We start from the raw sequence: 26712 nt of genomic DNA, 5'->3' as shown, positions 1-26712 counted from the left end.
GGCCTGAGATGATCCCCGGCGAAGTCATCACCGCAAGCGGCGACATCGAGCTCAACAAGGGTCTGCCGACCGTGACGCTCAAAGTCGCCAACAGCGGCGACCGGCCGATCCAGGTCGGCAGCCACTACCATTTCTTCGAAACCAATGAGGGGTTGAAATTCGATCGCGACAAAGCGCGCGGCATGCGTCTCGACATTGCCGCCGGTACCGCGATGCGCTTCGAGCCGGGACAGCAGCGCGACGTCACGCTGGTGCCGCTCGGGGGGAAACGCGAGGTCTACGGTTTTCAGCAGAAAATCATGGGCAGACTGTGAGATCGACGGCGTCGAGCGTCTCCAATTCAGCTCGGCGGCTTGGCGGCCGCATAGATGACGAGCCTTCCGGGATCGTCGAATTCGACGGCCAGTACGTCCTGGGCCAGCACGCGCCTGGAATCGATCGCGTTGAACAGCAAGGCGTTGGCCTCGATCTCCTCGCGCAATTCCGTAATGTCGTCCTGGTGCTCCTTGACCTTGTTCTCGACAGCCGGCGGCGGGCCGCCCTCGCTACGCGCCGCATCGGTGAGGAAAACGATATCGACGCTGTCGAGCTTGGATGTCTTGCGCACGGTGCCGATGTTTTCACGCGTCCGCTCGATCGCGGAGATGATCTTCTTGGTCTGCGTCGCCGTCCGTGTCTCCTCCTGCCGGACATCGGAGCCGACGATCCGGTTGACGGTGTCCGCACTTTCAACGGCCTGCACGGCAGGCGGTCCGTAGGCCGCGAGGAACACGCAAGTCGCTATGGTCTGGAGCCATCTGGCGTCGGCAAAGGGAATGGTCGGCATAGATCGCTCCCGGCGAACTTTTCTGCGCAACGCCGTTCGGCGCCAAAGAAGCCAAACGACTCCCGTCCGGCGAAGGTTCCCTCCGCGATAGGGCCGGCGGGCCGGACATCGGCCCGCCAGGCGCTGTCGTCAGCTCGCCTTCTTGGTGACCAGGGTCAGCGCGCCATTGGTGGTCATGCTGGCGGCGACAACCTGTGCCGAGGTGAGCCCCTTGGCTTCGAGCGCCGACTTGAGCTGTGGTGTCGCATCGATCGAGCTGCGCAGTTTTTGCAGCCCGGCATCGCCGCGCTTGGCGATCACCTGGTTGACCTGCGTCTGGGTGGCCTCAGGCAGCTCGGTGATATCGACGATGTTGACGCTCTGGATCGCCGGCGCCGCCGGCTGAGCGCTAGGTGCGGTTGGTTTCGGTTGCGGCGCCGGCTGCTGCTGGGCCCCGGCAATTGTCGCGGAGGCGAGCGTTGCGGCGGCTGCAAGAACGATGATTTTGCGCATGGATATTCCTTCCATCGATTGGGCCAAGTTTTTGGCAAACGGTTGGTTCAGGGTGGCACGCCCACCTCAACCGCCAAATGGGATCAGAAGGTGTCACCGAGCGGGTCATTGCATGACCATTGGATGGCGACGATGTGGAGTTCGGCTTCGGCCAGACCGGTTTTTGGGAGCATTTGCTGATGGCTAGAATCACCCGCGCCGCCTATGCGCAGATGTACGGTCCCACCGTCGGGGACAAGGTACGGCTTGCCGACACCGAATTGTTCATCGAGGTCGAAAAGGACCTCACCATCCATGGCGAAGAGGTGAAATTCGGCGGCGGCAAGGTCATCCGCGACGGCATGGGCCAGAGCCAGGTGTCTCGCGCGCAGGGCGCGGCCGACACCGTCATCACCAACGCGCTGGTGATCGATGCCACAGCCGGCATCTTCAAGGCCGACATAGGCCTTCGCGACGGGCGCATCGCAGCCATCGGCAAGGCCGGCAATCCCGATACGCAGGACGGCGTCACCATCATCATCGGCCCCGGCACCGAGATCATCGCCGGCGAGGGCAAGATCCTCACTGCCGGCGGCTTCGACGCGCATATCCACTTCATCTGCCCGCAGCAGATCGAGGAAGCGCTGATGTCAGGCATCACCACCATGCTTGGCGGCGGCACCGGCCCGGCGCATGGCACGCTGGCCACGACCTGCACGCCCGGGCCGTGGCACATGGCGCGTATGATCCAGTCCTTCGACGCTTTCCCGATGAACATCGGCCTGTCGGGCAAGGGCAATGCCGCGCTGCCGGCGGCGCTTGAGGAAATGGTGCTGGGCGGCGCCTGCTCTCTGAAGCTACACGAGGACTGGGGCACGACACCGGCGGCCATCGATTGCTGCCTGTCGGTAGCCGACGACTATGACGTGCAGGTGATGATCCACACCGACACGCTGAACGAATCCGGCTTTGTCGAAAACACCGTTGCCGCCATCAAGGGCCGCACCATCCACGCCTTCCACACCGAAGGCGCCGGCGGCGGCCATGCGCCCGATATCATCAAGATCTGCGGCCTGCCCAACGTCATCCCGTCGTCGACCAATCCGACCAGGCCTTACACCGTCAACACGCTGGCCGAGCATCTCGACATGCTGATGGTCTGCCATCATCTGTCGCCGTCGATCCCCGAAGACATCGCCTTTGCCGAAAGCCGCATCCGCAAGGAGACCATCGCCGCCGAAGACATTTTGCACGACATCGGTGCCTTCTCGATCATCTCCTCGGACTCGCAGGCTATGGGCCGTGTCGGTGAAGTGGCGATCCGCACCTGGCAGACTGCCGACAAGATGAAGCGCCAGCGCGGTTCGCTGCCGCAGGAAACCGGCAACAACGACAATTTCCGCGTCCGCCGCTACATCGCCAAATACACCATCAACCCGGCCATCGCGCATGGCCTGTCGAAGGACATCGGTTCGATCGCGGTCGGCAAACGCGCCGATCTGGTGCTGTGGAACCCGGCCTTCTTCGGTGTGAAGCCTGATATGGTGCTGATCGGCGGCATGATCGCAGCGGCCCCGATGGGCGACCCCAACGCTTCGATCCCGACCCCGCAGCCCATGCACTACCGCCCGATGTTCGGCGCCTACGGCAAGGCCAGGACCAACTCGTCGGTGACTTTCGTCTCCAAGGCAGCACTGGAGTCGGGCCTGCATGGCCGCCTCGGCGTCGACAAGCAGTTCGTTGCGGTGGAAAACACCCGCGGCGGTATAGGCAAGCATTCGATGGTGCTCAACGACGCCACGCCGCATGTCGAGGTCGATCCCGAAACCTACGAGGTTCGCGCCGACGGGGAGCTACTGACTTGCGAGCCGGCAACCGTGCTGCCGATGGCGCAGCGGTATTTTCTGTTTTAGGGTTGATGCAACCGCAAAGCATCGAACCCATCATGGATGAACAAAAGAAACTGGCGTTGATTTCGCGAATGGGCGCGCTGCAAAAATATAATGGCGGCGTCGCTCCGCTCGCTATGCCGCTTGTTACTTTGGAAGAGTATTTCGATGGGGCTGAAGGCGAAGCCGGACTGCTGTGCAACAGTCCGGAGCAGCCGGATAACGATACAATTCTAGCTGCATTGCAGTCGGTACGAAAAAGGCCTGACGTTCATGACGTCCGCATAGCAATCGTCCAATGTGATGATGGAGAATGGCCGTTCTCAGACAAGATCGTCATCACAACCCGCGCCAGCGAAGAACATGTGATTGGCTGGCTGCCTTCAGGCTTTGAGCCGGACGAAACCTGGGAGGGGGATGTGGATCATCTGCCCGCCGAACAGGTTGAAGTTCCTGCCGGATATAGAATGCTGTGGCTCTGGTATGATTAGAAGCAGCCGATAGAGCAGACGAATGGCCACCGAAATCGCCTCTGCCCACGACATCTTCCCGCACATCCGCATCGTCATGGGTATGGTGATCGGCCTCGGCGTCACTCGCCTGCTGTCGGGGCTCGCGCGCATCGTCCAGCATCCCGGCCAGTACAAGCTCTACCCCGTGCACCTAGCCTGGGTCGCCTCCATGCTGCTGCTGCTGGTGCATTTCTGGTGGTGGGAATTCGGTCTCTATGCCATCGAGATCTGGATCTTCGGCAAATATTTGTTCCTGATCTTCTACGCCATCACGCTGTTCCTGCTGTGCGCGCTGCTGTTTCCGGATTCGATGCTCGACTACACCAGCTACGAGGATTTCTTCTATTCGCGCCGCGGCTGGTTTTTCGGCCTGCTGGCGACCACCTACCTGCTCGATGTCGTCGACACGCTGCTGAAAGGTCCCGAGCATTTCGCCCGCTACGGCAATGAATATCTGTTCCGGACGCCGGTGTTCGTGGTGCTGTGCATTGCCGCCATCCTGGTGCACGACCGCCGTTTCCACATCGCCTTCGTCGTCGGCACGCTGATCTACCAGGTCTCGTTCATCCTGCGGCTCTTCGACACCATCGTCTGAGCGAGCGCAATCATTTAGGGTCGCGAGGAAAGAGGGTTCAACCAATGTACAAGGCCATCGGATCGCGCGGATCCCGGGTCAGCCGCGTTCTGTGGATGCTCGAGGAACTCGGGCAGCCCTATGAATTCGTCGAGGTCAAATTGCGATCGCCCGAAGCCTATGCGCTCAATCCGTCGGGCAAGGTGCCGATCCTCATCGACGGCGAGTTGACGATCACCGATTCGGCAGCGATCTGCGTCTATCTCGCCGACAAGCATGCCGACAAAGGCATGGGCGCCAGCCCCGGTGTCGCCGGGCGCGCCGAGATGGATTCCTGGATGCATTTCGCCCAGAGCGAGTTCGAGGCGCCGCTGTGGAACAAGGTGCGCCATCGCTTCCTGCTGCCGAAGGAAGTGCGGGTCGATGTCGGCCCGGCCGCCGCCTACGACTTTGCCTCGGAGACCAAGGCGCTTGATCGCCGGCTGGGCGACCGGCCGTTTGCACTCGGCGACCGGTTCTCTGCCGTCGACGTGTTGTTGGGCGACATGGGCAACTGGGCTCGCGCTGGAAAATTCCCGATCGAGTCCGAGCGCGTCAACGCCTATTTCGACCGCCTGCTGTCGCGGCCGGCCCGCGCGCGGGCGCAAGCCAATGCATCGGCCCAAAAATCGTGATCGATTTTTGGGCCGATGCATAGATTCAAAAGTGTTAGAGCGTCCTTTGCGCGTCCAAGAGGACGCGCGGCGCTCTATTGGCGGAGCTATACGATGAAACTCAACCTCAACACCGATTTCACCAAGTTTCCACGCGCCGTATCGGTGCTGCCTGCCGGGGGCGCCGGAACCACAGCGCCGTCCGGCCGCGCCGTCCTGCCCCATGACGAGCGGCATCTGCGCCGCCGCGCCATCGAGCTTGCCGACGGCAGCAAGGTGCTGGTCGACCTGCCTGAACCGGTCACTCTGAACGATGGCGATCGGCTGGTGCTGGAGGACGGCCGCCATGTCGAAATCACAGCAGCACCCGAAGAGGTCTACGACATCCGCGCCCGCGACGCCGTACATCTGACCGAACTAGCCTGGCATATCGGCAACCGGCATCTGGCGGCGGCGATCGAGCCCGGCCGTATCCTGATTTTGCGCGACCATGTGATCAAGGCGATGCTGGAAGGGCTCGGCGCCACCGTGCGCGAGGTCTCCGAGCCGTTCAAGCCGGTGCGTGGCGCCTATTCCGGCGGCCATGATCACGGCCATGCGCACGCCGAGGCGCATTCTCACGCACACAGCGGGTCGCATTCCCATTCCCACAGCCATTCCCATGACGGGCATCATCACGATCATGACTGATCAGCCGTCCGGCATCGCTCTGTTGCGGCTGATGGCCTGGCTGTCGCCGGCCTTTCCAGTCGGCGGCTTCTCCTACAGCCACGGTCTCGAACGGGCGGTGCATGACGGGTTGGTCGCCGACGGCGAAAGCCTCGCCGGTTGGCTGGAAACGCTGATCGAGATGGGCTCGGGCTGGAACGACGCCGTGCTGTTTACAGAGGCCTGGCGGCGCGCCCGCGACGGCGGTAACCTCCATGAAATTGCCGATCTCGCCGAAGCGCTGGCCGGCTCGCAGGAGCGCCACACCGAAACCATGCTGCAAGGCGCTGCTTTCCTGAAAGCTGGGTCGGCCTGGCCCAATCCGGTGCTGGGCCGCTTGCCGGCTGAATGCGCTTACTGTGTCGCTGTCGGCGCCGTTGCCGGCGGCAACGGCATCGCGCTTCAGGACGCGCTGTCAGCCTTCCTGCAGACTTTCTTCTCCAACCTCGTCCAAGCCGCGATCCGGCTCGGCGTCGTCGGCCAAAGCGGAGCGACTGTGCTGCTCGCCGGCTTCGAACCGCTGGCGCTGTCGACTGCCGCGCGCGCCGCCGGCTCGACATTGGCCGATCTCGGCGGATGCGCCTTCATCTCCGACGTCATGGCGATGAAGCACGAGACGCAATACTCCAGGCTGTTCCGCTCATGACCACACTCGCCTTCGCACTTTCGGCCGTCCTGCTGCTGATCACCGCGCTGCATGTCTATTGGGGCCTTGGCGGCATCTGGCCGGGCAGGGACGGCGCCTCCTGCGCCCACGCCGTTGTCGGCTTTCGCGGCGTCGACGAGATGCCGACGCCCTTTGCCTGTTTTGCCGTTGCCGCCTGCCTGTGTCTGGCAACGCTGTGGCCGCTGGCGCTTGAAGGCGTCTTTGCTTCGCCCTTTCCAAGGGAAGGCCTCGCCGCCACAGCGCTGCTCATCGGGCTGGTTTTCCTCGGTCGTGGCATTGCTGGCTTCACCCCTTGGTGGCGCCGGCTGGCGCCGGAGCAACCTTTTGCGCGGCTCGATGTCAGTCTCTATTCGCCGCTGTGCCTTTTGATCGGGCTCAGCTTCGCAATTCTCGCCATAACGGAGTTTTCGGCATGACCCAGGCCAACGGTCCCCTTCGCATCGGCATCGGCGGCCCCGTCGGCTCCGGCAAGACGACACTGACGGAAAAGCTCTGCAAGGCACTGCGTGACGACTTTTCCATCGCCGTGGTAACCAACGACATCTACACCAAGGAAGACGCCATGATGCTGGCCCGCCTGCAGGCGCTGCCGGAAGACCGCATCGTCGGCGTCGAGACCGGCGGCTGCCCGCACACCGCCATCCGCGAGGACGCCTCGATCAATTTGCAGGCGATCGCCGGGCTGAACAAAAGATTTCCGGATCTCGACATCGTCTTCATCGAATCCGGTGGCGACAATCTTGCCGCCACCTTCTCGCCCGACCTTGCCGACCTGACCCTCTATGTCATCTCGGTCTGCCAGGGCGAGGAAATCCCGCGCAAGGGCGGGCCGGCGATCACCCGTTCCGATTTCCTCATCATCAACAAGAGCGATCTCGCGCCCTATGTGAACGTCAACCTTGATGTCATGGAGAGCGACGCCGCCCGCATGCGCGGCAAGCGCCCGTTCGGCTTCACCGACCTGTCGCGCGGCAAGGGCCTGCAGGAGGTGATCGACTTCATCGTCGAGCATGGTGGGCTGCAATCGGCCCGGCCGGCCGCTTGACCTGCAAGCCGGCCTGACCCACCAGTTTGCCGTTGCTGGCCGGGGTCAGGCGCGGCATTCTTTCGAAAACGGAGGTTCAGATGAGCATTGCCCGCCTGCAGAAAGAAACGCTGACCAACCTGCCCTACTACGAAGAGCGCGTCGATCTTGCCGCTGCCTTCCGCTGGACCGCACGGCTCAACATGCATGAGGCGGTGGCCAATCATTTTTCGTTGTCGGTCAACGATGAGGGCACGAAATTCCTGATGAATCCCAATCAGGTGCATTTCTCGCGCATCAAGGCGAGCGACCTTTTGCTGATCGACGCCAACGATCCCGAGACACTGTCCGGTCCGAATGCGCCCGATCCGACCGCCTGGGGCCTGCATGGCGCCATCCACCGCAACGTGCCGCACGCCCGCTGCGCCATGCATGTGCATTCGATACACGCCACTGTGCTGGCCTCGCTGGCCGACTCGACCCTGCCGCCGATCGACCAGAACTCGGCGATGTTCTTCAACCGCCACGTCGTCGACGCCCATTATGGCGGACTGGCTTTCGAGGAAGAGGGCGAGCGCTGCTCGCAACTGCTCACCGACCCCAAGGTCAAGGTGATGGTGATGGGCAATCATGGCGTGATGGTCATCGGCGACACCGTAGCCGATGCCTTCAACCGCATGTTCTATTTCGAGCGCGCCGCCGAAACCTACATCAAGGCGCTGTGGACCGGCCGTCCGCTGCGCACGCTCTCCGACGCCGTTGCCGAAAAGGCCGCCAGCGAGATGGACGACTATCCCGGTCAGGCCGAGCGTCATCTTGCCGAGCTCAAGGCGATCCTCGACGAGGAGGAGCCGGTTTACCGGAGCTGAGCGACCATTTCGCAACGCCGGTACTTGGCGAAGCCGTCACCACAGCCACTTTCTCCCCGTCACTATACGGGGAGAAATGTCCGGCAGGACAATGAGGGGCAGTGCCAAGGTTTCAGAAATCAGCGTCTGGACACGCCGAAGCTTGCCAGGTCAGCGCTGCCCCTCATCCGCCTGCCGGCACCTTCTCCCCGTATAGTGACGGGGAGAAGGAGGCTGATCAGAGCCCCAACTGAGCCCGCAGTTCTTCAGCGCTATTGATCACCACCGCACCCGGCGGGCCTTCCATCGGCGCCTCAGGCCAGAAGATCGTCCGCATCCCCGCCGCCAGGCCGGATGTGGCGCCGGTCACGCTGTCATCGACAGCCACCGCATCCTCGGGATTGACGCCGGCCAGCCAGGCGGCGCGCAGGAAGGGCTCGGGATGCGGCTTGCCTTCGCGCACATCGTTGCGGCTGATCGTGCGCATGCCCGGATAGATCAGGCCAACCGCGCTCAGATTGGCGTCGACGATCACCCGGTCGGAATTGGACACCACTGCCTGCTGCACGCCGAGCGCCCGCAATGCGTTGAACACTTCGATCGCGCCGGGGCGCGGCTTCAGCGTCGCTGCCATTGGCAGATAGTGATCGTATTTGCGCACGATCCAGTCGTCGAAGGGGAGGTCGAGGCCGAACTCGCTGCGCAGCATCTGGTAGACCGGTCCGGCGGCGATGCCCAGCACCCGCTCGTGCAGGTTGACCGGCGGCGCGATGCCGACGCTGCGCAGCGCCGCCACCAGGGCGGCCTCATGCAGCGGCTCACTGTCGACCAGCGTACCGTCCATATCCCAGAAAACCGCTTTCGACGTCATGCGAGGCTCCTTTTGCCGATCCCCTTAAAGCGTTTGTATCGGGAGATAAACCGCCGAACCCGCTCGCCGGCAATTTTGGCTGGGGCGATTGCCTCGCTGCAGTCAGGCAAACGTAGCAAGCAATTGCCCTCCGCATAGACAATTGCGCGCCGGAGCATTCCCATGCAAAACTATGACGCTTCGCCCAAAGGGGGCGGGCTCTCGGGAGGCAGACTTTGAATTCGCGGCAGGACGGTGGCAGCAACAGGCTGGACGAGGCGGCGCGCGCCGGCTGGCTTTATTATGTCGCCGGCAACACGCAGGACCAGATCGCCGCTACGCTCGGGATTTCCCGGCAGACGGCGCAGCGGCTGGTGTCGCTGGCGGTATCGGAAGGGCTGATCAAGGTGCGCGTCGACCACCCGATCGCCAATTGCCTCGACCTGGCCGCGCGGTTGAGGTCGCGCTTCGCGCTCGATTTGGTTGAAGTGGTGCCGAGCGATCCGACCTCGTCCTCGACCACGATCGGCATTGCCGAGGCGGCCGCCGCCGAGATCGAGCGGCGGCTCAGGTCGCCGACGCCGATCGTCATGGCCATCGGCACCGGCCGCACGCTGAAGGCGGCGATCGAGCAGTTGCCGCCGATGGAATGCTCGCAGCACAAGGTGGTGTCGTTGACCGGCAACATCTCGCCCGACGGTTCCGCCGCCTTCTACAACGTCATCTTCACCATGGCCGACAGGGTCAAGGCGCGCTCGTTCCCGATGCCGCTGCCGGTCATCGCCTCGTCGCCTGAAGAGCGCGAGATGCTGCTTGCCCAGCCGATGATCCAGCCGACGCTGGCGCTGGCAGCGGAAGCCGACGTCACCTTTGTCGGCATCGGCGATCTCGGCCCGAAGGCGCCGCTCTATGAGGACGGCTTCATCTCGGAAAGTGAATTGAAGGCGCTGCAGAAGGCCGGCGGGGTCGCCGAGATCGTCGGCTGGGTGTTCGATAGGGAAGGCCGCATGATCGACGGCATCACCAACGACCGGGTGTCGTCGGCCGCCTTGCCGTCACGCGAAAAGTCGCTGGTCATTGCGCTCGCCATGGGCGAGCGCAAATTGCCAGGCATTCTGGCCGCGGTGAACCGGCGGCTGGTGAATGGCCTCATCACCGACGAGCGGACCGCCGCGGCCCTGCTCGACGCCTGAGCCAGCGATAAAATCGGCACGGCTGATAAAATCGGCACGGCTATTTATGCCGCCCGCAAACGTCGTTGCCATCGAGGAAGCCCATGTCGCGCTGCAGATGCGGTGACAATTCCCGGACGTCGACGTAGCCGCGCCGGCGGCTCAAAAGCTGCGAGAATTCGTGCGCCAGCACGGAAAACCAGCTCTGCGCCGGGGTCGAATGGAGCTTTTGCTGTACCGTGGTCATGATCTTCAGTCTCCGCTATGCTTGAACTGTATTGATCTTCGACACCAAATATCGGTCTGATTGACTCTTGCTTCCAATCAAACGTCGATCATGACTCATAAGGAGGGCTTATGCCCGAACTCAAGGCACCACAGCTCGCCCAACTGCCGCCGCTGCAGGCAATCAGGGTGTTCGAGGCCGTCGCGCGACATCTCTCCTTCACCAAGGCCGCGCAGGAGCTGGGCATGACGCAGGCCGCCGCCAGCTACCAGATCAAGCTGCTGGAAGAGCGTATCGGCTCGCCGCTGTTCCTGCGCCAACCGCGCCAGATCGTGCTGACCGAACCCGGCCAGCGCCTGGCGCCCGCCGTCAGCGAGGCGTTCAGCCTGCTCTCGAGCGCCTATTCCGCCGCGCGTGGCGGCGCTGATGGCGTGCTGTGCGTGTCGACGCTGCTGACCTTCGCCTCGAACTGGCTGGCGCAGCATCTCGGCTCCTTCCAGCTCTCGAATCCGTCGCTGGCGGTGCGCGTCGATACCTCGAACAGGGTGATCGATTTCGCCCGCGAGGACATGGACATCGCCATCCGCTCAGGCAGCGGCAAATGGCCGGGGGTGGAAACGCACCTTCTGTTCAAGGCCGATTTCACCCCGGTGCTCAGCCCGGCACTCGCCGCCAGCATCGGTGGCGTCCACGAACCGGCCGACCTGTTCAAACTGCCCATTCTCGATCCCGGCGACATCTGGTGGCGGGAATGGTTCGCCCTGGCCGGCGTGCCGGCGGATGAACTTGCCAGCCGTCCCGGCACCAGCATGGGCGCGCAGGCCTATGAGGCGAATGCGGCGATCGCCGGCCATGGCGTGGCGATCCTGACCACGGCGCTGTTCAAGACCGAGCTCGCCGCCGGCCGCCTGATCCAGCCCTTCAATCTGGTTGGCGACGACGGCCACGCCTATTGGCTGGTCTATCCGACGGCGCGCCGTAACGTGCCGAAGATCCGCGCCTTCCGCGACTGGATCCTGGCCGAGATCGCTTGCGCTTAAGGCGAAAACTGAGTCGGGAATGGTGCTTGTCGAGTCTCCAGGGTCGAGCCGCAGATTCTCGACAATTCTCGCTTTTCGTGGGCTGACATGGCGCGGCCGGGCCGCCCGGTTAACCAAGCCTGACAAAAACACTGTCAATATCGCCGGCTCGACCCGACCGCGCGCTTGTGGCGGCCCAATTGAATTGGATCAATCCTGAGCAGATTGAAACAGGATCGATCAGCGGGCTGATGAAAGTCTATCGTGTCGAAGAAATCGAAAACAACACCGTGCGCATGACGCATGTGATCGAAGCATTGGCGCCGTTTCAAGCTGCCGTAAAGGCTATCGGCCGGGAAGTTAGGCTGCGCAAGGATGAAGCTAGCTGGATCCGGGTGACGGAAACGCTGACCAGAGCCAAGCAAACCCGCGATGGCGGGGTTTTCGAATATTCCGTCGGAAGCTATCCGGCCCACGGCTGAGGGTTTGCCCTGGCTCCATGATTGATGGGGTTGCGATGGCTGGCATCAAGCCGGTCTGGTAATCGCGCCCGACAGCCCTCCCAATCCATTCAATATTCTCTCCCCGCCCGACACCGCGCGGCGCCCTCGCTTGCTGCGCTGCAGCATCGAATCCGGCTTGACATAATTAACACCGAGTGAGTAATTGCTCAGCACCAAGGCAAATGCTCATCTTGGTTCATGGGAGGAATTTGATGAAACTTCGCACGCTCACTCTGGGCCTGTTGTCGGCCAGCGCTTTCGCTTTCGCCGCGCATGCCGAATCCATCACCATCGCCACCGTCAACAATGGCGATATGGTCCGCATGCAGAAGCTGACGGACGACTTCACCAAGGCAAACCCCGACATCACGCTCAACTGGGTCACGCTCGAGGAGAACGTGCTGCGCGAGCGCGTCACCACCGACATCGCCACCAAGGGTGGCCAGTATGACGTGATGACCATCGGCACCTACGAGGTTCCGATCTGGGCCAAGCAGAGCTGGCTGCTGCCGCTCGACAAGCTCGGCGACGACTATGACGCCAAGGACATCATCCCGGCCATCGCCGGCGGCCTATCGGTCGACGGCAAGCTCTATGCCGCGCCCTTCTACGGCGAAAGCTCCTTCGTCATGTACCGCAAGGACCTGATGGAGAAGGCAGGGCTGACCATGCCCGATGCCCCGACCTGGGACTTCATCAAGCAGGCCGCCGACAAGATGACCGATCGCGCCAATGGCGTGAACGGCGTCTGCCTGCGCGGCAAGGCCGGCTGGGGCGAGAACATGGCCTTCCTGACCGCGATGTCGAACTCCTTCGGCGCTCGTTGGTTCGATGAGAACTGGAAGCCGCAGTTCGATCAGCCGGAGTGGAAGAACACGTTGCAATTCTATGTCGACCTGATGAAGGCCGACGGCCCGGAGGGCGCCTCCTCCAACGGCTTCAACGAAAACCTGGCGCTGTTCCAGCAGGGCAAGTGCGGCATGTGGATCGACGCCACCGTCGCCGCCTCATTCGTCTCTGACCCGAAAGCGTCCACTGTCGCCGACAAGGTCGGTTATGCTCTTGCTCCCGACAACGGTCTGGGCAAACGCGGCAACTGGCTGTGGGCATGGTCTCTGGCCATTCCCGCCGGTACGCAGAAGGCTGATGCGGCTCAGAAGTTCGTCTCCTGGGCGACCTCGAAGCACTATGCCGAGCTCGTCGCGGCGAAGGAAGGCTGGGCCAACGTTCCTCCGGGCACGCGCTCCTCGCTCTACGCCAATGCCGAATACCAGAAGGCGGCTCCGTTCGCCAAAATGACGCTGGACTCCATCAACGCCGCCGACCCGACGCATCCGACCGTCAAGCCGGTGCCCTATGTCGGCGTCCAGTTCGTCGCCATCCCTGAGTTCCAGGGTCTCGGCACCACCGTCGGTCAGCTGTTCTCGGCGGCGCTTGCCGGCCAGTCCAGCGTCGACGATGCGCTCAAGCAGGCCCAGGACGCCGCCACGGCAACGATGACCGAAGGCGGTTATATCAAGTAAGGCTCCTCCCGGTGCCGACTGCCGGCCGCCTTCCTGGTCGGCAACGGCCGCCCGAATCCCAGTTCGGGCGGCCTCTTTCACACACTTGAAAATTTGGCTGACCTTGAAGGGTGACCGTCATGGCTACTCAGCAGACCCGTTCGCTTGCCCGTTTCATGATGGCGCCATCCGTGGTGCTGCTGTTCGTCTGGATGATCGTGCCGCTGGTCATCACCCTGTGGTTCTCCTTCCAGCAGTACAATCCGCTCAATCCGATCCGCGACGGGTTCGTCGGCTTCTCCAACTACGCGCTGTTCTATTCCAACCCGGCCTTCCTGCAGTCGATCCTCAACACGCTTGTTCTGGTGGGCAGCGTGCTGCTGATCACCGTCATCGGCGGCATCCTGCTGGCGCTTTTGATCGATCAGCCGATGTGGGGACAGGGGATCGTGCGCATCCTCGTCATCTCACCGTTCTTCGTCATGCCGCCGGTGGCGGCGCTTGTCTGGAAGAACATGATCATGCACCCGCAATACGGCGTCTTTGCCGACATTGCGCGCTTCCTCGGGGCTCAACCGATCGACTGGTTCGGGCAGCATCCGATGATGGCGATCATCATCATCGTCGCCTGGCAATGGCTGCCCTTCGCCACGCTGATCCTTTTGACCGCGCTGCAGTCGCTGGACGGTGAACAGAAGGAAGCCGCCGAGATGGACGGCGCCGGCTTCGTCAGCCGCTTCATCTATCTGACGCTGCCGCACATGTCGCGCGCCATCACCGTCGTCATCCTGATCCAGACTATCTTCCTGCTGTCGGTCTATGCCGAGATCCTGGTCACCACCAATGGCGGCCCCGGCTACGCCTCCACCAACCTGCCCTTCCTCGTCTACCAGAAGGCGCTGCTGGAGTTCAAAATCGGCCAGGCATCCGCCGGCGGTGTCATCGCCGTCATTCTCGCCAACATCGTCGCCTTCTTCGCCATGCGCGCAGTCGGCAAGAACCTGGACAAGTAAGGGGGAGATGATGTCGCTTGCGCTGAACCACCCCCACTCCGTCCCGCTGCGCGGGACACCTCTCCCCCTGCCCGGGGGAGAGGAAACGCCTGCATCGAAGCCGCGCCTTTCCTCTACCCCGTCGAACGGGGGAGAGGTGGTTTGCGCAGCAAACCGGAGTGGGGGTCGACCCTGCCTCCACCATCGCAGATACGGGAGGACCTGATCCATGGCACGTGCAGTCACCACCCAACACAAGGTCATTGCGACCGGCGCCGCCTGGATCGTCGCGCTGCTGATCTTCTTCCCGATCCTCTATACGATCATCACCTCGTTCAAGTCGGAGCAGGAGGCCATCCAGGGCTTCGCCCTGATCCCGTCGGGGACGTTCGAGAGCTATACCGAGGTCCAGGCGCAGAGCGGCTACTTCAAGTTCTTCTTCAACTCGGTGCTGCTCTCGGTCGGCTCGACCATCCTGGCCCTGATCGTCGCGGTTCCGGCCGCCTGGTCGATGGCCTTTTCGCCGGGCAAACGGACCAAGGACATCCTGATGTGGATGCTCTCGACCAAGATGATGCCGGCGGTCGCGGTGCTGTTCCCGATCTACCTGATCTTCCGCGACACCGGCCTGCTCGACAGCCGCATCGGCTTGATGGTCATGCTGATGCTGATCAACCTGCCGATCGTGATCTGGATGCTCTATACCTACTTCCGCGAAATCCCTGGCGAAATCCTCGAAGCGGCGCGCATGGACGGCGCTACCCTGTGGGGCGAGATCGCCTATGTGCTGACCCCGATGGCTGTGCCGGGCATAGCGTCGACCATGCTCCTCAACATCATCCTGGCATGGAACGAAGCGTTCTGGACCATCCGTCTGACCACCACCGAGGCGGCGCCGCTGACGGCCTTCATCAGTTCGTTCTCAAGCCCGCAAGGCTTGTTCTGGGCCAAGCTTTCGGCGGCCTCGACGCTGGCCATCGCCCCAATCCTAATCATGGGCTGGTTCAGCCAGAAGCAGCTGGTGCGCGGCCTGACGTTCGGAGCCGTGAAGTAAACCGAAACTGCCTGAAGCAACCGGCTAAGCAATTCCAGGAAAAGTGTGTAGCGGTTTTCCGTCCGGAATTGCGTAAACCAAATAGTTACCCCTCGGGGAGGAAACCATGGGAAACATCACGCTCAAGAACGTCTCCAAGCATTTCGGATCGACGGTCATCATTCCGGGTCTCGACCTGGTCATCGAGAATGGCGAGTTCGTCGTCTTCGTCGGCCCGTCGGGTTGCGGCAAGTCCACGCTGCTGCGTCTCATCGCCGGTCTCGAGGATACCAGCGGCGGCACCATCAACATCGATGGCCGCGACGTCACCGGCGAGGCGCCGGCCAAGCGCAAGCTGGCCATGGTGTTCCAGTCCTATGCGCTCTACCCGCATATGACGGTGGCCAAGAATATCGGCTTCCCGCTGAAGATGGCCGGCGAGGATGTAGCGACCATCGACAAGAAGGTGAAGGACGCCGCCCGCGTGCTCAACCTCACCAACTACCTCGAGCGCCGGCCCGGCCAGCTCTCCGGCGGCCAGCGCCAGCGCGTCGCCATCGGCCGCGCCATCGTGCGCCAGCCTTCGGCCTTCCTGTTCGACGAACCGCTGTCCAACCTAGATGCCGCACTGCGCGGCACCATGCGGCTGGAAATCAGCGAGCTGCACCATCAGCTCAAGACGACGATGATCTACGTCACCCACGACCAGATCGAGGCCATGACCATGGCGGACAAGATCGTCGTGCTCAACGCTGGCAACATCGAACAGGTCGGCTCGCCGATGGAACTCTACAAGTCGCCGAAGAACCTGTTCGTCGCCGGCTTCATCGGTTCGCCGAAGATGAACCTGATCGAAGGCGCGCCAGCCGCGAAATACAACGCAAAGACCATCGGCATCCGTCCCGAGCACATGAACATCTCGACCACGGCGGGCGACTGGAAAGCCACCGTCGGCGTTGCCGAGCATCTCGGATCCGACACCTTCCTGCACGTCCAGGCCGATGGGGTAGGCACGCTGACCGTGCGCGCCGACGGCGAAATGCCCGTCCGTCACGGCGACACCATCTACCTCACGCCCGACAAGGTTCGGATGCATCGCTTCGGCCCCGACGGAAAGGCGCTGACGCAGTGAGGCTGAAAGGCAAATCGGCGCTGATCACCGGATCCGCGCGCGGCATCGGCAGGGCCTTCGCCGAAGCCTATGTGCGCGAGGGCGCGACCGTCGCCATTGCCGATATCAATCTGGCGGCTGCCGAAAAGACAGCCTCAGAGATTGGCGCCAAGGCCTATGCGGTCAGGCTCGACGTCTCCGACCTCGCTTCGATCGAGGCGGCGGTCAAGGCGGTCGAGACAAGAACCGGCGGCCTCGACATACTGATCAACAACGCCGCTTTGTTCGACCTGGCGCCGATCATCGATATCACCAAGGCGAGCTACGACAAATTGTTTTCGGTCAACGTCGCCGGTACGCTGTTCATGCTGCAGGCCGCAGCCCGCTCAATGATCGCACGCGGCAAGGGCGGCAAGATCATAAACATCGCGAGTCAGGCCGGACGGCGCGGCGAGCCGCTGGTCGGTGTCTACTGCGCCACCAAGGCCGCGGTCATCTCGCTGACCCAATCGGCGGGGCTCGACCTGATCAAGCACCGCATCAACGTCAATGGCATCGCACCGGGTGTCGTCGACAGCGACATGTGGGATGAGGTCGACGCGCTGTTCGCCAAGTATGAGAACCGGCCGAAGGGCGAGAAGAAGCGGCTGGTCGGCGAGGGCGTGCCTTACGGCCGCATGGGCAAGCCGGAGGACCTGACCGGCATGGCCGTGTTCCTGGCCAGCGATGACGCCGAATACATCGTCGCCCAGACCTACAATGTCGATGGCGGCCAATGGATGAGTTGAGGCGGACGAGTTGAGGGGGGAGGCGCCTATCCCTTTCCTCCGGGGAGAAAGGCGTCGCGGGGCGGGGCGGCATGAATGCCAAAGGCGCGTGCCGCCCCGCACTCTCCTGAAGGGTTGAGGGCGGAATTGTCAGGCCGGCGAACGGGTAAGCACCGGCAAAAGGGTAAAGCAGATGACCGTGAAACTCTCTTCCTCCACCCTCTCCAAGCTCCCCGCCAAGGTTGCCGGTCCGCAGTACGACCGCGCCAGGCTCAAACCCGGCATCGTCCATTTCGGCGTTGGCAATTTCCACCGCTCGCACCAGGCCGTCTATCTCGACGACCTCTTCAATGCGGGCATCGGCCATGACTGGGCATTGATCGGCGCCGGCGTCTTCGAGGGCGAGAAGGTCGGCCGTTCCAAGCTGCAGGAACAGGATTGGCTGACCACCGTGGTCGAGCAGGATTCCGATCATATGAGCGCCCGCGTTACGGGCGTGATGATCGACTTCCTGACGCCCGGCGATGCGGATGCCATCATCGACCAGCTTGCCGATCCAGCAATCAAGATCGTCTCGCTGACCATCACCGAAGGCGGCTATTTCATCGATCCGGCGTCGGGCAAGTTCAACCCGACCCATCCCGACATCGTCGCCGATGCGCAGGCAGGCACGACGCCGAAGACGGTGTTCGGCCTCATCCTTGCCGGGCTGATGCGCCGCCGCGCCGACGGCATCGTGCCGTTCACCGTCATGTCCTGCGACAACATTCCTCACAACGGCCATGTCACATCGGACGGCGTCATCGGCCTCGCCCGCCTGATCGATGAGGATCTGGCCAACTGGGTCAGCGACAACGTCGCCTTCCCGAATGGCATGGTCGATCGCATCACGCCGGCGACCTCCGATCGCGAGCGCGGCATCCTGGCCACGGAGTTCGGCCTCGAAGACAACTGGCCGGTGTTCTGCGAGCCGTTTAAGCAATGGGTGCTGGAGGATCATTTCACCGACGGTCGCCCGCCGCTGGAAAAGGTCGGCGTGCAGTTCGTCAAGGACGTTGCCCCCTATGAGCTGATGAAGATCCGCATCCTCAATGGCGGCCATGCCACCATCGCCTATCCGGCAGGACTGATGGACATCCATTTCGTCCATGAGGCGATGCAGGAGCCGCTGGTGCGCGGCTTCCTGGCCAAGCTCGAACATGACGAGATCATCCCGACCGTGCCGCCGGTGCCGGACACCGTGCTGGAGGATTATTACCAGCTCATCGAGCATCGCTTTTCCAACCCCAAGATCGGCGACACCATCCGCCGGCTTTGCCTCGACGGTTCCAACCGGCAGCCGAAATTCATAATCCCGACCATTGCAAACCGGCTGAAAGCCGGCAAAAGCGTCGCGGGTCTCGCGCTGGAATCAGCACTGTGGTGCCGCTACTGCTTCGGCACCACCGACAGCGGCGCCGTCATCGAAGCCAACGATCCGAGCTGGGACCGGCTGCAGGCAGCCGCCAAGGCGGCGAAGGACACGCCCGGCGCCTGGCTTGCGATGGAGGATATCTATGGCGATGTCGGCCGCTCGGCGCCTTTCGCCGAGGCCTTCGCCCATGCGCTCAACGTCTTGTGGGCGAATGGCGCGCGCGCGACGCTGACGCGCTACATCGCCGGCAAGCTCTGACGCGAGCCGCAATGACGCCCGAACTGGTCATCTTCGACTGTGACGGCGTGCTGGTCGACAGCGAGGCGCTGTCCGTCTCGGCTTTGCTCGGCATGATCTCGGCTGCCGGCGGCTCGGTCAGCGAGGATGCGGCCTACGAGCATTTCCTCGGCAAGAGCATGAAGAGCGTGCGGGAAATTCTCGGCCGCGATTTCGCGATTGACATCACCGACGGTCATCTGACCGACATGCGCGTCGAACTGATGCGCAAATTCCGCGAGGAGCTGAAACCGATACCCGGCATCAGGGAGGTCCTGCCGAAACTGGGCGTACCTTGCTGCGTCGCCTCTTCCGGCACGCTCGACCGCATCCGCTATGCGCTCGACGTCACCGGCCTGCTCGGCCTGCTCGAGCCGCATCTGTTCAGCGCAGCCATGGTCGCGCGCGGCAAGCCGGCGCCGGATCTTTTTCTCCACGCCGCCGCCTCGATGCGGGCCCATCCGAGCAACTGCCTCGTCGTCGAGGACAGCCCAGCCGGCATCGCCGCGGCCCGGGCCGCCGGCATGCGCGTCTTTGCCTTCACCGGCGGCTCGCACGCCGGCAACCCGGCCTTGAAAGCGCGGCTTGCGTCGAGTGAACCGGACTTTATATTCGCTGACATGCTGCAATTGCCCGATCTGATTGCAGGCCTGGGAGCGAGAGTAAAAGCATCTTGACGAAAAGCTTCGTTTGCGCGGTCGATGTCGGCACCGGGAGCGCCCGCGCGGGCATTCTCGACACGTCAGGCACCTTGCTCGGCCGCGCCGAGCATCCGATCGTCATGAACCAGCCGAAGGCCGACCACGCCGAGCACAATTCGCAGGATATCTGGTCGGCAGTGTGCATTGCGGTGCGCGCCGCGCGCGAAAAGGCAGGCGTGGCGCCGCAAGATATTGTCGGCATCTCGTTCGACGCCACCTGCTCGCTGGTGGTGCTGAACAGGGATGGCGGCCAGCTCAGTGTATCGGTGACAGGCGAGCGGCGCTGGGACACCATCGTCTGGCTCGACCACCGCGCCATCGCCGAGGCCGACGAATGCACGGCAAGCGGCCACGCCGTGCTCGACTATATCGGAGGCGTCATGTCACCGGAGATGGCGACGCCGAAGCTGATGTGGCTGAAGCGCAATCTGCCCGGCACATGGCATGAAGCCGGCTATCTATTTGATCTCACCGATTTCCTGACCTGGAAGGCGACCGGGTCGCTGGCGCGCTCGCAATGCACGCTGACCGCCAAATGGACCTATCTCGCGCACGAAGAAACCGGCTGGCGTCGCGACTTCTTCGAGACTGTCGGGCTAAGCGATCTGTTCGAGCACGGCAATTTGCCGGAGAAGGCGAGTGCGGTTGGCGCCAATATCGGCATGCTCTCGGCCGATGCGGCGGCCGAGCTTGGCCTGACCGAGAACTGCCGGGTCGGCGCCGGTGTCATCGACGCCTATGCCGGTGCGCTTGGCGTGCTCGGCGGTTTCGCCGGCGACGAACGAAATATCGGCCGGCATCTCGCTTTGATCGCCGGCACATCGAGCTGCGTCATGGCTATGTCGCCCGACCCGCAGCCCTTTGCCGGCGTCTGGGGCCCATACTTTGGCGCCGCACTGCCGAAGCTGTGGCTGTCGGAAGGCGGCCAGTCTGCGACAGGCGCGCTGCTCGACCACATCATCCGCTGGCATGGCGCCGGCGGCGAGCCGGACGCCGCCATGCATGCCAAAATTGCCAGGCGCGTCGCCGAACTACGCATGGCCGAGGGCGACAAGCTCGCCGCCAGGCTGCACGTACTGCCGGATTTCCATGGCAACCGCTCGCCGCTTGCCGATCCGCATGCCGTCGGCGTCGTCAGCGGGCTGACGCTGGACTCTTCCTTCGACAGCCTGTGCAAGCTCTACTGGCGCACCGCCGTCGGCATCGCACTCGGCGTGCGCCATGTGCTGGAGGCGCTGAACGAGAATGGCTACCTCATCGATACGCTGCATGTCACCGGCGGCCACACCAAGAACCCGCTGCTGATGGAACTCTATGCCGACGCCACCGGCTGCGCGGTGATCGAGCCGCTCGCCGATGAAGCGGTGCTGCTCGGCACCGGCATGGTCGCTGCAACCGCCGCAGGGCTGTTTCCGGACTTGAACGCCGCCTGCGTCGCCATGCAGCAAGGCGGCAGGACACGCGCCTCGAACCCCGCTGCTTCAGGCCGCTTCGACCGCGACTACAAGATCTTCCTCGAAATGCACCGCCAGCGGCAGGCGCTCGACGCGATCAACTGAGCTTCTCTTGCCTGCGCAACGACACGCCAGACGTCGCATCGAACAGGTGGATGCTTTCCTCCTCGAACGTATAGCGCACCGGCGCACGCAATGCCGGGCATTCGCGGGCCGGCACCAGCGCGCTGACCTCCTTGCCACCGCAGGCGAACGTCACCAGCGCGTCATTGCCATGGAACTCGATGAGATCGGCAGTGCCTTGCAGGAGGTTGGTGCTGTCCCCGGCGTCGGCGGTCTTCAGGTCCGGAGGCCGGACCCCAAGCACCGCGCGATCGACGCCTCGCAGGTCGAAACCGGAGCCTTCGAAGGAAAAGGTCGTGCCGGCGCCGGTCAGCGCCCAGCGGTCGTCCTTCCGACCGACCGCCACATCAATGAAATTCATGTTCGGCGTGCCGATGAAGCCAGCGACGAACAGATTGCCCGGCTGCCTGTAAATCTCCGCCGGCGAGCCGATCTGCTCGATGACGCCGTCCTTGAGCAACACGATGCGGTTGGCCAACGTCATCGCTTCGAGCTGGTCGTGGGTGACGTAGACGGTGGTGGTCTTCAGCGACTGATGCAGCCGGGCAATCTCGACCCGCATATGGTTGCGCAGCTTGGCGTCGAGATTGGACAGCGGTTCGTCGAACAGGAACACCTTCGGCGTCTTGATCATGGCGCGCGCAATCGCCACGCGCTGCTGCTGGCCGCCGGAAAGCTCCGTCGGCTTGCGGGCGAGGTAGGGTTCGAGGCCCAGCGTCCTTGCCACAGCCTCGACCCGCTTCTGGATCTCGGCCGCAGGCACCTTCTGCCGCTTTAGGCCGAAGGCGATGTTGTCGAAGATCGTCATGTGCGGGTAGAGCGCATAGTTCTGGAACACCATGGCGATGCCGCGATCGCCGGGTTCGAGATCGTTGACCACTCTGCCGCCGATAGACACCTCGCCGCCGCTGATATCCTCAAGCCCCGCCAGCATCCTCAGCAAGGTCGACTTGCCGCAGCCGGAGGGCCCGAGGAACACGACGAACTCATGCTCCTCGATCGAGAGATTGAGATCGTGGATGACGGTGGTGGCGCCGTAGGATTTATCGACATGGGAGCAAACGATTGCGGACATGATCAGCCCTTCTCGCCGGTGAGCAGGATTTGCAGTTTGACGTCTTGCGGGTTGCCTTGCGCCGCGCGCTCGAACGCCTCGATGCTGTCGGAGAAATCATAGGTGCCGGTGATCAGCGGCTTGAGGTCGACCTTGCCCGAGGCGATGAGCTGCAGCGCGCGGTCGAAGATGTTGGCGTAGCGGAACACCGTCTCGATGCGCACTTCCTTGGAGATCGCCGCCGGAACGTTGAGGCTGACCGGCTCGACCGGCAAGCCTACCAGCACCACGGCGCCGCCGGGTCGCACGACGTCGAACAGATCGGCGAAAGCCTTCGGGCTGCCGCTCGCCTCGAAGACGATGTCCGCGCCCCAATTGTCGGTAGCAGCCGCGACCGCGTTGGCCAACGCCTGCTCGCCGATGTTTACCGGAACGATGCCGGGATATTGCGCGGCAATCTCGAGCTTGGGCGCGGAAAAATCGGAGATCAGCACCTTCGAGCAGCCGCCGGCAAGGGCGGCAAGCGCGATCATGATGCCGATCGGCCCGCAGCCGACCACCACAGCGACATCGCCCGGCACGATGCGGGCGCGGCTGGCCGCCTGCATGCCAATGGCAAAGGGCTCGACCATCGCGCCTTCGGCGAAAGAGACATTGTCCGGCAGTCTATAGGTGAAGGCGGCCGGGTGCACCGCATAAGGCGCAAGAATGCCGTGCACCGGTGGCGTCGCCCAGAAGGAAACGTCCGGGTCGACATTGTAAATCCCGAGCCTTGTCGCGCGCGACGACAGGTTCGGCACGCCCGGCTCCATGCAGACGCGGTCGCCGACCTTGAACGTCTCCACATTGGCGCCCACCTCGACGATCGTTCCGGAGGCTTCATGGCCGAGCACCATAGGTGCCCGCACGACATAGCTGCCAATGGCGCCGTGCGTGTAATAGTGCACGTCGCTGCCGCAGACGCCGACCGTGTGGATGGCGATTTTGACGTCGTCCGGTCCGACGTCGAGCGGCAGCGCGATTTCGCGCAGCGACAGTTCGCCTTTTTTCTCAAGCACCAGTGCCCGCATCGAAAATCCTCGCATCAAGTCTTTTTTGGCCGGAAAACGGAATTCAGGAAGCCGCTGAGCACGCCGAGGAACAGCAATGGCGGCAGCGACAACAGCACGACCGAGGCGTTGAGGATGCCCCACGGCACGTTCATGCCTTGCTGGGAAAGTTCGGAAGCGACGATCGGCAAGGTCTTGGCGTTGGAACTGGACAGCATCAGCGCGATCAGGAACTCGTTCCACACCAGCACGAAGCTGAAGGCCACGGCGCCGATCAGCGAGCGCGCCGCAACCGGCAGCGCGATCCGCCAGAACACTGAATAGGCGCCGTAGCCGTCGACGAAGGCCGCTTCCTCGATCTCCTTCGGCACACTCTGGAAGGCAGGGATGGCGAGCCACATGATCACCGAGATGGTGAGCAGCGAGTAGGTGACGATCAGCGCCGGCAGCGTGTCGTAGAGGCCGATCTGCAGCCAGATCACCATCAGCGGTATGGCGACCGCGACCGGGGGCAGGAAGCGCAGCGACAGCACGAAGAACTGGATGTCGCCGGCGAAGCGGTTGGGATAGCGCGCCACCGCATAGGCCGCCGGCAGGCCGAGCACGACGCCGATCAGCACCGCGCAGCCGCAGGCGACGACAGAGTTGTAGAGCCCGGTCATGACGCTGTCGCGGCCAAGGATGTAGGCGATGTTGTCGAAGGTCGGCGTGAACACCAGACGCGGCACGCGGGTGATGATGTCGACATTGTTCTTCAGCGAGTTGAGCGCGGTCCAGGCAAGCGGGAACACGGCGACGAAGCCGGCCAGCGCCAGGATTGTTTTGCCGACGAGGCGCCCCAGTCTGATGCGATATGGTCTCATGCCTGCACCCGCTTCCACAGCATGGTGAAGGTGATGACGGTCGCGATCATCATCAGCACCGCCATGGCCGAGGCGTAGGACACCTTGCCGGATTCGATGAAGCCCTGCGAGAAGGCGTACATGTCGAGCGTCTCGGTCGCTACGCCCGGCCCGCCGCGCGTCATCACATAGATCAGGTCGAAGGAGCGCAACGACTCGATCATCTTGACGAACATCAGGCTGATCAGCGGCGCCTTCAGCATAGGCAAGGTCACATAGGCATGGATCTGCCAGCGTCTGGCATGGTCGAGCCGCGCCGCCTCGATCGGCTGCGGCGGCAAGGTCTCCAAAAGCTTCAGCACGATGACGGCGAAGAACAGTCCCCACTGCCAGACATCGACCGAGGCGACGGCAAACAGCGCCGTCGATGGTTTCGACAGCGGGTCGAAAATGAGCCCGCCGGTGATCAACCGGTAGGGGTAGGTGGCGATGCCGTAGAGCGGATGATAGGCGAACTTCCAGACGAAGGCCGCCGAGACGCGCGGCAACAGCACCGGGATGATGAACAGCAGGCAGTAGATGTTGCGCAGCCTCGGTGACGCGACTTCGAACATCAGCACGCCGAGTCCGATCGCCACAACCATTGTCGCCACGACGGTGACGATTTCCCATTTCACCGACACCCAGACGGCGTTGAGGAAACGCCGGTCGAGGAAGAGATCGATGAAGTTCGACAACCAGACCCAGGAATAGTCCGACGAACTCAGTTCGCGGTTCTGCAAGGCGATGACGATGGCGTAGAGCGTCGGCACCATCGACAGCACCAGGAGAATGGCGAGCGTCGGAACCAGAAACGTCACGGGCAGGGAAGAGCGTCGGCGCATTACCAATCCTCGGCTGAGCCTTGCAAGAGTGGTGGGAGACCCGCGGCGCACAGGTCTCGGCATCCAATCGAATGCCGTGGGCCGCGCGCCGCGGGCGGGAGGATTACTTCTTCTTCACCAGCTCGTTGGCGTAGGCCTCGAGTTCGTCGAGGCCGCCCTTGACGTCGGTGCGTGTGCCGGTGACCAGCTCTTCCAGGATGATGCCAAAGCGGTCGCCGAGATCCGGCCAGCGCGGATCCTGCCAGAAGTTGACCGCCGTCACCTTGCCGGTCTCGGCAAGTGCCTGGCCGAGATCGGCGCCATAGATGTCGGCGAACTCCTTGCTGGACAAGATGCTGGTGCGGTTGAGCTCGCCGAACTGGTGCGCGTCAAGCCGGCGCTTTTCATTCTCCTTCGACGTCGCCCAGGCGATGAACAGGCCGGCGCATTGCTTCGAGGCGTCATCGGCATTGGCCTTGGCAGCAATGGCAAGGCCATGACCATAGCCGCCGCCGGTCAGCGGCGAAGGCGGCGGCAGGAAGCCGATCTTGCCGACCACTTGCGACGTCTTCGGGTCGACCGCCATGCCCGACAGCGGTGTCGATTCAACGAGGATGGCGACCTGTCCCGACAGGAACGCGCCGGTCGATTCATCCCAGCTGCCGGTCTGTGTGCCGGGCGCCGAATCCTTGAACAGCTTCAGATAAGTCTCGGTCGCCTTGACGGCAGCCTCGGAGTTGAAAGCCGGCTTGTCGCCGTCGAACCATTTCCCACCATAGGCCTTGAAGAACGGCATCCAGCGCCAGACATTGGCGCCCGAACCACGCGCTCCGCGAAGTGCAATGCCATACATGCCCTTGGCCGGATCGGTCAGCTTAGGAACGTCGGCGATCAGCTCGTCCAGCGTCTTCGGCGGCTGGATCCCGGCGGCTTCCAGAACGTCCTTGCGGTAGACCATCAGGTCGCCGCCGCCGGTCAGCGGCGCGAACCAGACCTTGCCGTCATAGGTGGCGACCTTCTGCCGGCCCGGATCGAAATCTGCATAGTCATAATCAGCCGGATAATAATCGGCGAGCGGCACGATCCATTTCGACGAGGCGAACAGCGCGACATTGGCTTCGTCAACGTAGTAGACGTTGTAGTTGCCGACGGTGGACGCATCGGCGCGCGATTTTGCCCGGCGGTCGTTCTCGTTGAGATAGTCGATCTGGAAGCTGGCGCCGGCGAGCTTCTGGAACTCGTCCTTGGACTCTTCCAGCAGCGTCAGGCCGTCACGCGGCTGCGCCAGCACCTTGACCGGCGCCGAGCAGACCGGCGCCGCCAGTGCCATGGTCGAGAGGGTCGTTGTAAGCATGAAAGCTGCGCTTATGCTCGCAGCGAGCCGAATTGGTTTCATCGATTTTCTCCTCCAGGTACAGTCGCAGGAAGCGGAAGTCCTCGGATTGCGCGATCCTCGCCATCGCCCGAGCGACAAGCCACCCATCGCCAAAATGAGGAGTTGCTAAAGGCCGCGCTAGAAGCCCCGTTGCAGCAGACCTGTACTTTTATGCATTGTGCGCTGCAAAATCGGCTCCTTGGGAACGGTGTCC

30 protein-coding genes are annotated in these 26712 nt (G+C 63.0%); 21 read left to right on the top strand and 9 right to left on the bottom strand.

Annotation, left to right across the window (positions count from 1 at the left end; genetic code table 11):
- The first annotated feature begins 8 nt into the window (after positions 1 to 8).
- A complete protein-coding gene (locus FJV77_RS17310; protein ID WP_142867982.1) occupies positions 9 to 314 on the top strand; it encodes an urease subunit beta in 306 nt (101 codons plus the stop codon).
- 26 nt (positions 315 to 340) lie between these two features.
- Here the strand turns inward: FJV77_RS17310 and FJV77_RS17305 are convergent, their stop codons facing one another.
- Together FJV77_RS17305 and FJV77_RS17300 are read right to left on the bottom strand one after the other, a co-directional pair.
- On the bottom strand, positions 341 to 826 hold the full coding sequence (locus FJV77_RS17305) for a hypothetical protein (RefSeq protein WP_142867981.1): 486 nt from the start codon (positions 824 to 826) through the stop codon (positions 341 to 343).
- Between the two features lie 129 nt (positions 827 to 955).
- Positions 956 to 1318: a hypothetical protein gene (locus FJV77_RS17300; RefSeq protein WP_112559985.1), complete on the bottom strand. Its 363-nt coding sequence runs from the start codon at positions 1316 to 1318 to the stop codon at positions 956 to 958.
- A 176-nt stretch (positions 1319 to 1494) separates the two neighbouring features.
- On the opposite strand from FJV77_RS17300, the gene ureC reads away from it, so the two are divergent.
- The 9 genes from ureC to FJV77_RS17255 all read left to right on the top strand — a co-directional run bounded on the left by ureC (position 1495) and on the right by FJV77_RS17255 (position 8193).
- The gene (gene ureC / locus FJV77_RS17295) at positions 1495 to 3210 is read left to right on the top strand and encodes an urease subunit alpha (protein WP_185970356.1); all 1716 of its coding nucleotides are present in this window, start codon (positions 1495 to 1497) and stop codon (positions 3208 to 3210) included.
- Positions 3159 to 3677, top strand: a complete 519-nt coding sequence (locus tag FJV77_RS17290; protein WP_142867979.1) for a hypothetical protein — start codon at positions 3159 to 3161, stop codon at positions 3675 to 3677. Before ureC ends, FJV77_RS17290 begins: the two co-directional genes overlap by 52 nt.
- A gap of 22 nt (positions 3678 to 3699) precedes the next feature.
- Positions 3700 to 4293, top strand: coding sequence for a hypothetical protein (locus tag FJV77_RS17285; protein ID WP_142867978.1), 594 nt, complete (start codon positions 3700 to 3702; stop codon positions 4291 to 4293).
- Positions 4294 to 4337: 44 nt separating this feature from the next.
- Positions 4338 to 4946, top strand: a complete 609-nt coding sequence (locus tag FJV77_RS17280) for a glutathione S-transferase family protein (RefSeq protein ID WP_142867977.1) — start codon at positions 4338 to 4340, stop codon at positions 4944 to 4946.
- A gap of 93 nt (positions 4947 to 5039) precedes the next feature.
- Positions 5040 to 5615 carry an urease accessory protein UreE gene (ureE, locus tag FJV77_RS17275; protein WP_142867976.1) on the top strand — a complete coding sequence of 192 codons (576 nt, stop codon included), beginning with the start codon at positions 5040 to 5042 and terminating at the stop codon, positions 5613 to 5615.
- Complete coding sequence (locus FJV77_RS17270; protein ID WP_142868003.1) at positions 5608 to 6279, top strand: urease accessory protein UreF; 672 nt, start codon at positions 5608 to 5610, stop codon at positions 6277 to 6279. Before ureE ends, FJV77_RS17270 begins: the two co-directional genes overlap by 8 nt.
- Entirely contained in the window at positions 6276 to 6716 is a 441-nt protein-coding gene (locus tag FJV77_RS17265; protein ID WP_142867975.1) for a DUF3995 domain-containing protein, read from the top strand. The genes FJV77_RS17270 and FJV77_RS17265 overlap by 4 nt, the downstream gene beginning before the upstream one ends.
- Positions 6713 to 7345 (top strand): urease accessory protein UreG, encoded by a 633-nt coding sequence (gene ureG / locus FJV77_RS17260; RefSeq protein ID WP_142867974.1) that lies wholly within the window; start codon positions 6713 to 6715, stop codon positions 7343 to 7345. Before FJV77_RS17265 ends, ureG begins: the two co-directional genes overlap by 4 nt.
- Before the next feature lie 80 nt (positions 7346 to 7425).
- A complete protein-coding gene (locus FJV77_RS17255) occupies positions 7426 to 8193 on the top strand; it encodes a class II aldolase and adducin N-terminal domain-containing protein (RefSeq protein WP_142867973.1) in 768 nt (255 codons plus the stop codon).
- A 217-nt stretch (positions 8194 to 8410) separates the two neighbouring features.
- Here FJV77_RS17255 and FJV77_RS17250 read toward each other — a convergent pair whose 3' ends face one another.
- Complete coding sequence (locus tag FJV77_RS17250; RefSeq protein ID WP_142867972.1) at positions 8411 to 9043, bottom strand: HAD family phosphatase; 633 nt, start codon at positions 9041 to 9043, stop codon at positions 8411 to 8413.
- Positions 9044 to 9258: 215 nt separating this feature from the next.
- Between FJV77_RS17250 and FJV77_RS17245 the strand changes: the two genes are divergently transcribed.
- Positions 9259 to 10215 (top strand): sugar-binding transcriptional regulator, encoded by a 957-nt coding sequence (locus tag FJV77_RS17245; protein WP_142867971.1) that lies wholly within the window; start codon positions 9259 to 9261, stop codon positions 10213 to 10215.
- A 40-nt stretch (positions 10216 to 10255) separates the two neighbouring features.
- Here the strand turns inward: FJV77_RS17245 and FJV77_RS17240 are convergent, their stop codons facing one another.
- Positions 10256 to 10441, bottom strand: coding sequence for a hypothetical protein (locus FJV77_RS17240; protein ID WP_142867970.1), 186 nt, complete (start codon positions 10439 to 10441; stop codon positions 10256 to 10258).
- 110 nt (positions 10442 to 10551) lie between these two features.
- On the opposite strand from FJV77_RS17240, the gene FJV77_RS17235 reads away from it, so the two are divergent.
- From FJV77_RS17235 to FJV77_RS17190, 10 genes are all read left to right on the top strand, one after another.
- Positions 10552 to 11460, top strand: coding sequence for a LysR substrate-binding domain-containing protein (locus tag FJV77_RS17235; protein WP_142867969.1), 909 nt, complete (start codon positions 10552 to 10554; stop codon positions 11458 to 11460).
- A 179-nt stretch (positions 11461 to 11639) separates the two neighbouring features.
- Positions 11640 to 11921, top strand: a complete 282-nt coding sequence (locus tag FJV77_RS17230; protein ID WP_142867968.1) for a hypothetical protein — start codon at positions 11640 to 11642, stop codon at positions 11919 to 11921.
- A gap of 233 nt (positions 11922 to 12154) precedes the next feature.
- A complete protein-coding gene (locus tag FJV77_RS17225) occupies positions 12155 to 13465 on the top strand; it encodes a sugar ABC transporter substrate-binding protein (protein WP_112560000.1) in 1311 nt (436 codons plus the stop codon).
- A 119-nt stretch (positions 13466 to 13584) separates the two neighbouring features.
- Positions 13585 to 14457: a sugar ABC transporter permease gene (locus FJV77_RS17220; RefSeq protein ID WP_142867967.1), complete on the top strand. Its 873-nt coding sequence runs from the start codon at positions 13585 to 13587 to the stop codon at positions 14455 to 14457.
- Positions 14458 to 14665: 208 nt separating this feature from the next.
- The gene (locus FJV77_RS17215; protein ID WP_112560002.1) at positions 14666 to 15490 is read left to right on the top strand and encodes a carbohydrate ABC transporter permease; all 825 of its coding nucleotides are present in this window, start codon (positions 14666 to 14668) and stop codon (positions 15488 to 15490) included.
- Between the two features lie 106 nt (positions 15491 to 15596).
- Positions 15597 to 16601, top strand: a complete 1005-nt coding sequence (locus tag FJV77_RS17210; protein ID WP_112560003.1) for an ABC transporter ATP-binding protein — start codon at positions 15597 to 15599, stop codon at positions 16599 to 16601.
- Positions 16598 to 17368, top strand: coding sequence for an L-iditol 2-dehydrogenase (locus FJV77_RS17205; RefSeq protein ID WP_142867966.1), 771 nt, complete (start codon positions 16598 to 16600; stop codon positions 17366 to 17368). Before FJV77_RS17210 ends, FJV77_RS17205 begins: the two co-directional genes overlap by 4 nt.
- Positions 17369 to 17540: 172 nt before the next feature.
- Positions 17541 to 19019 carry a mannitol dehydrogenase family protein gene (locus FJV77_RS17200; protein ID WP_142867965.1) on the top strand — a complete coding sequence of 493 codons (1479 nt, stop codon included), beginning with the start codon at positions 17541 to 17543 and terminating at the stop codon, positions 19017 to 19019.
- A gap of 11 nt (positions 19020 to 19030) precedes the next feature.
- Positions 19031 to 19714, top strand: a complete 684-nt coding sequence (locus tag FJV77_RS17195; protein ID WP_142867964.1) for an HAD family hydrolase — start codon at positions 19031 to 19033, stop codon at positions 19712 to 19714.
- On the top strand, positions 19711 to 21297 hold the full coding sequence (locus FJV77_RS17190) for an FGGY-family carbohydrate kinase (RefSeq protein WP_142867963.1): 1587 nt from the start codon (positions 19711 to 19713) through the stop codon (positions 21295 to 21297). Before FJV77_RS17195 ends, FJV77_RS17190 begins: the two co-directional genes overlap by 4 nt.
- Here FJV77_RS17190 and ugpC read toward each other — a convergent pair.
- The 5 genes from ugpC to FJV77_RS17165 all read right to left on the bottom strand — a co-directional run bounded on the left by ugpC (position 21290) and on the right by FJV77_RS17165 (position 26519).
- Positions 21290 to 22390, bottom strand: a complete 1101-nt coding sequence (ugpC, locus tag FJV77_RS17185; RefSeq protein WP_142867962.1) for a sn-glycerol-3-phosphate ABC transporter ATP-binding protein UgpC — start codon at positions 22388 to 22390, stop codon at positions 21290 to 21292. The two genes, FJV77_RS17190 and ugpC, sit on opposite strands and share 8 nt — an antisense overlap.
- A gap of 2 nt (positions 22391 to 22392) precedes the next feature.
- Entirely contained in the window at positions 22393 to 23439 is a 1047-nt protein-coding gene (locus FJV77_RS17180; RefSeq protein WP_142867961.1) for an NAD(P)-dependent alcohol dehydrogenase, read from the bottom strand.
- 14 nt (positions 23440 to 23453) lie between these two features.
- Positions 23454 to 24281, bottom strand: coding sequence for a carbohydrate ABC transporter permease (locus FJV77_RS17175; protein WP_246691291.1), 828 nt, complete (start codon positions 24279 to 24281; stop codon positions 23454 to 23456).
- Positions 24278 to 25144: a sugar ABC transporter permease gene (locus tag FJV77_RS17170; protein WP_142867959.1), complete on the bottom strand. Its 867-nt coding sequence runs from the start codon at positions 25142 to 25144 to the stop codon at positions 24278 to 24280. The genes FJV77_RS17175 and FJV77_RS17170 overlap by 4 nt, the downstream gene beginning before the upstream one ends.
- Before the next feature lie 103 nt (positions 25145 to 25247).
- Positions 25248 to 26519, bottom strand: coding sequence for a sugar ABC transporter substrate-binding protein (locus FJV77_RS17165; protein ID WP_142867958.1), 1272 nt, complete (start codon positions 26517 to 26519; stop codon positions 25248 to 25250).
- Between the last annotated feature and the right edge of the window lie 193 nt (positions 26520 to 26712).

Origin of the sequence: Mesorhizobium sp. WSM4306 (assembly GCF_007003975.1) — a bacterium.
GTDB lineage: Bacteria > Pseudomonadota > Alphaproteobacteria > Rhizobiales > Rhizobiaceae > Mesorhizobium.
The sequence above is the reverse complement of the archived record's forward strand: the minus strand, read 5'-3'. Positions and strand labels throughout refer to the sequence as shown.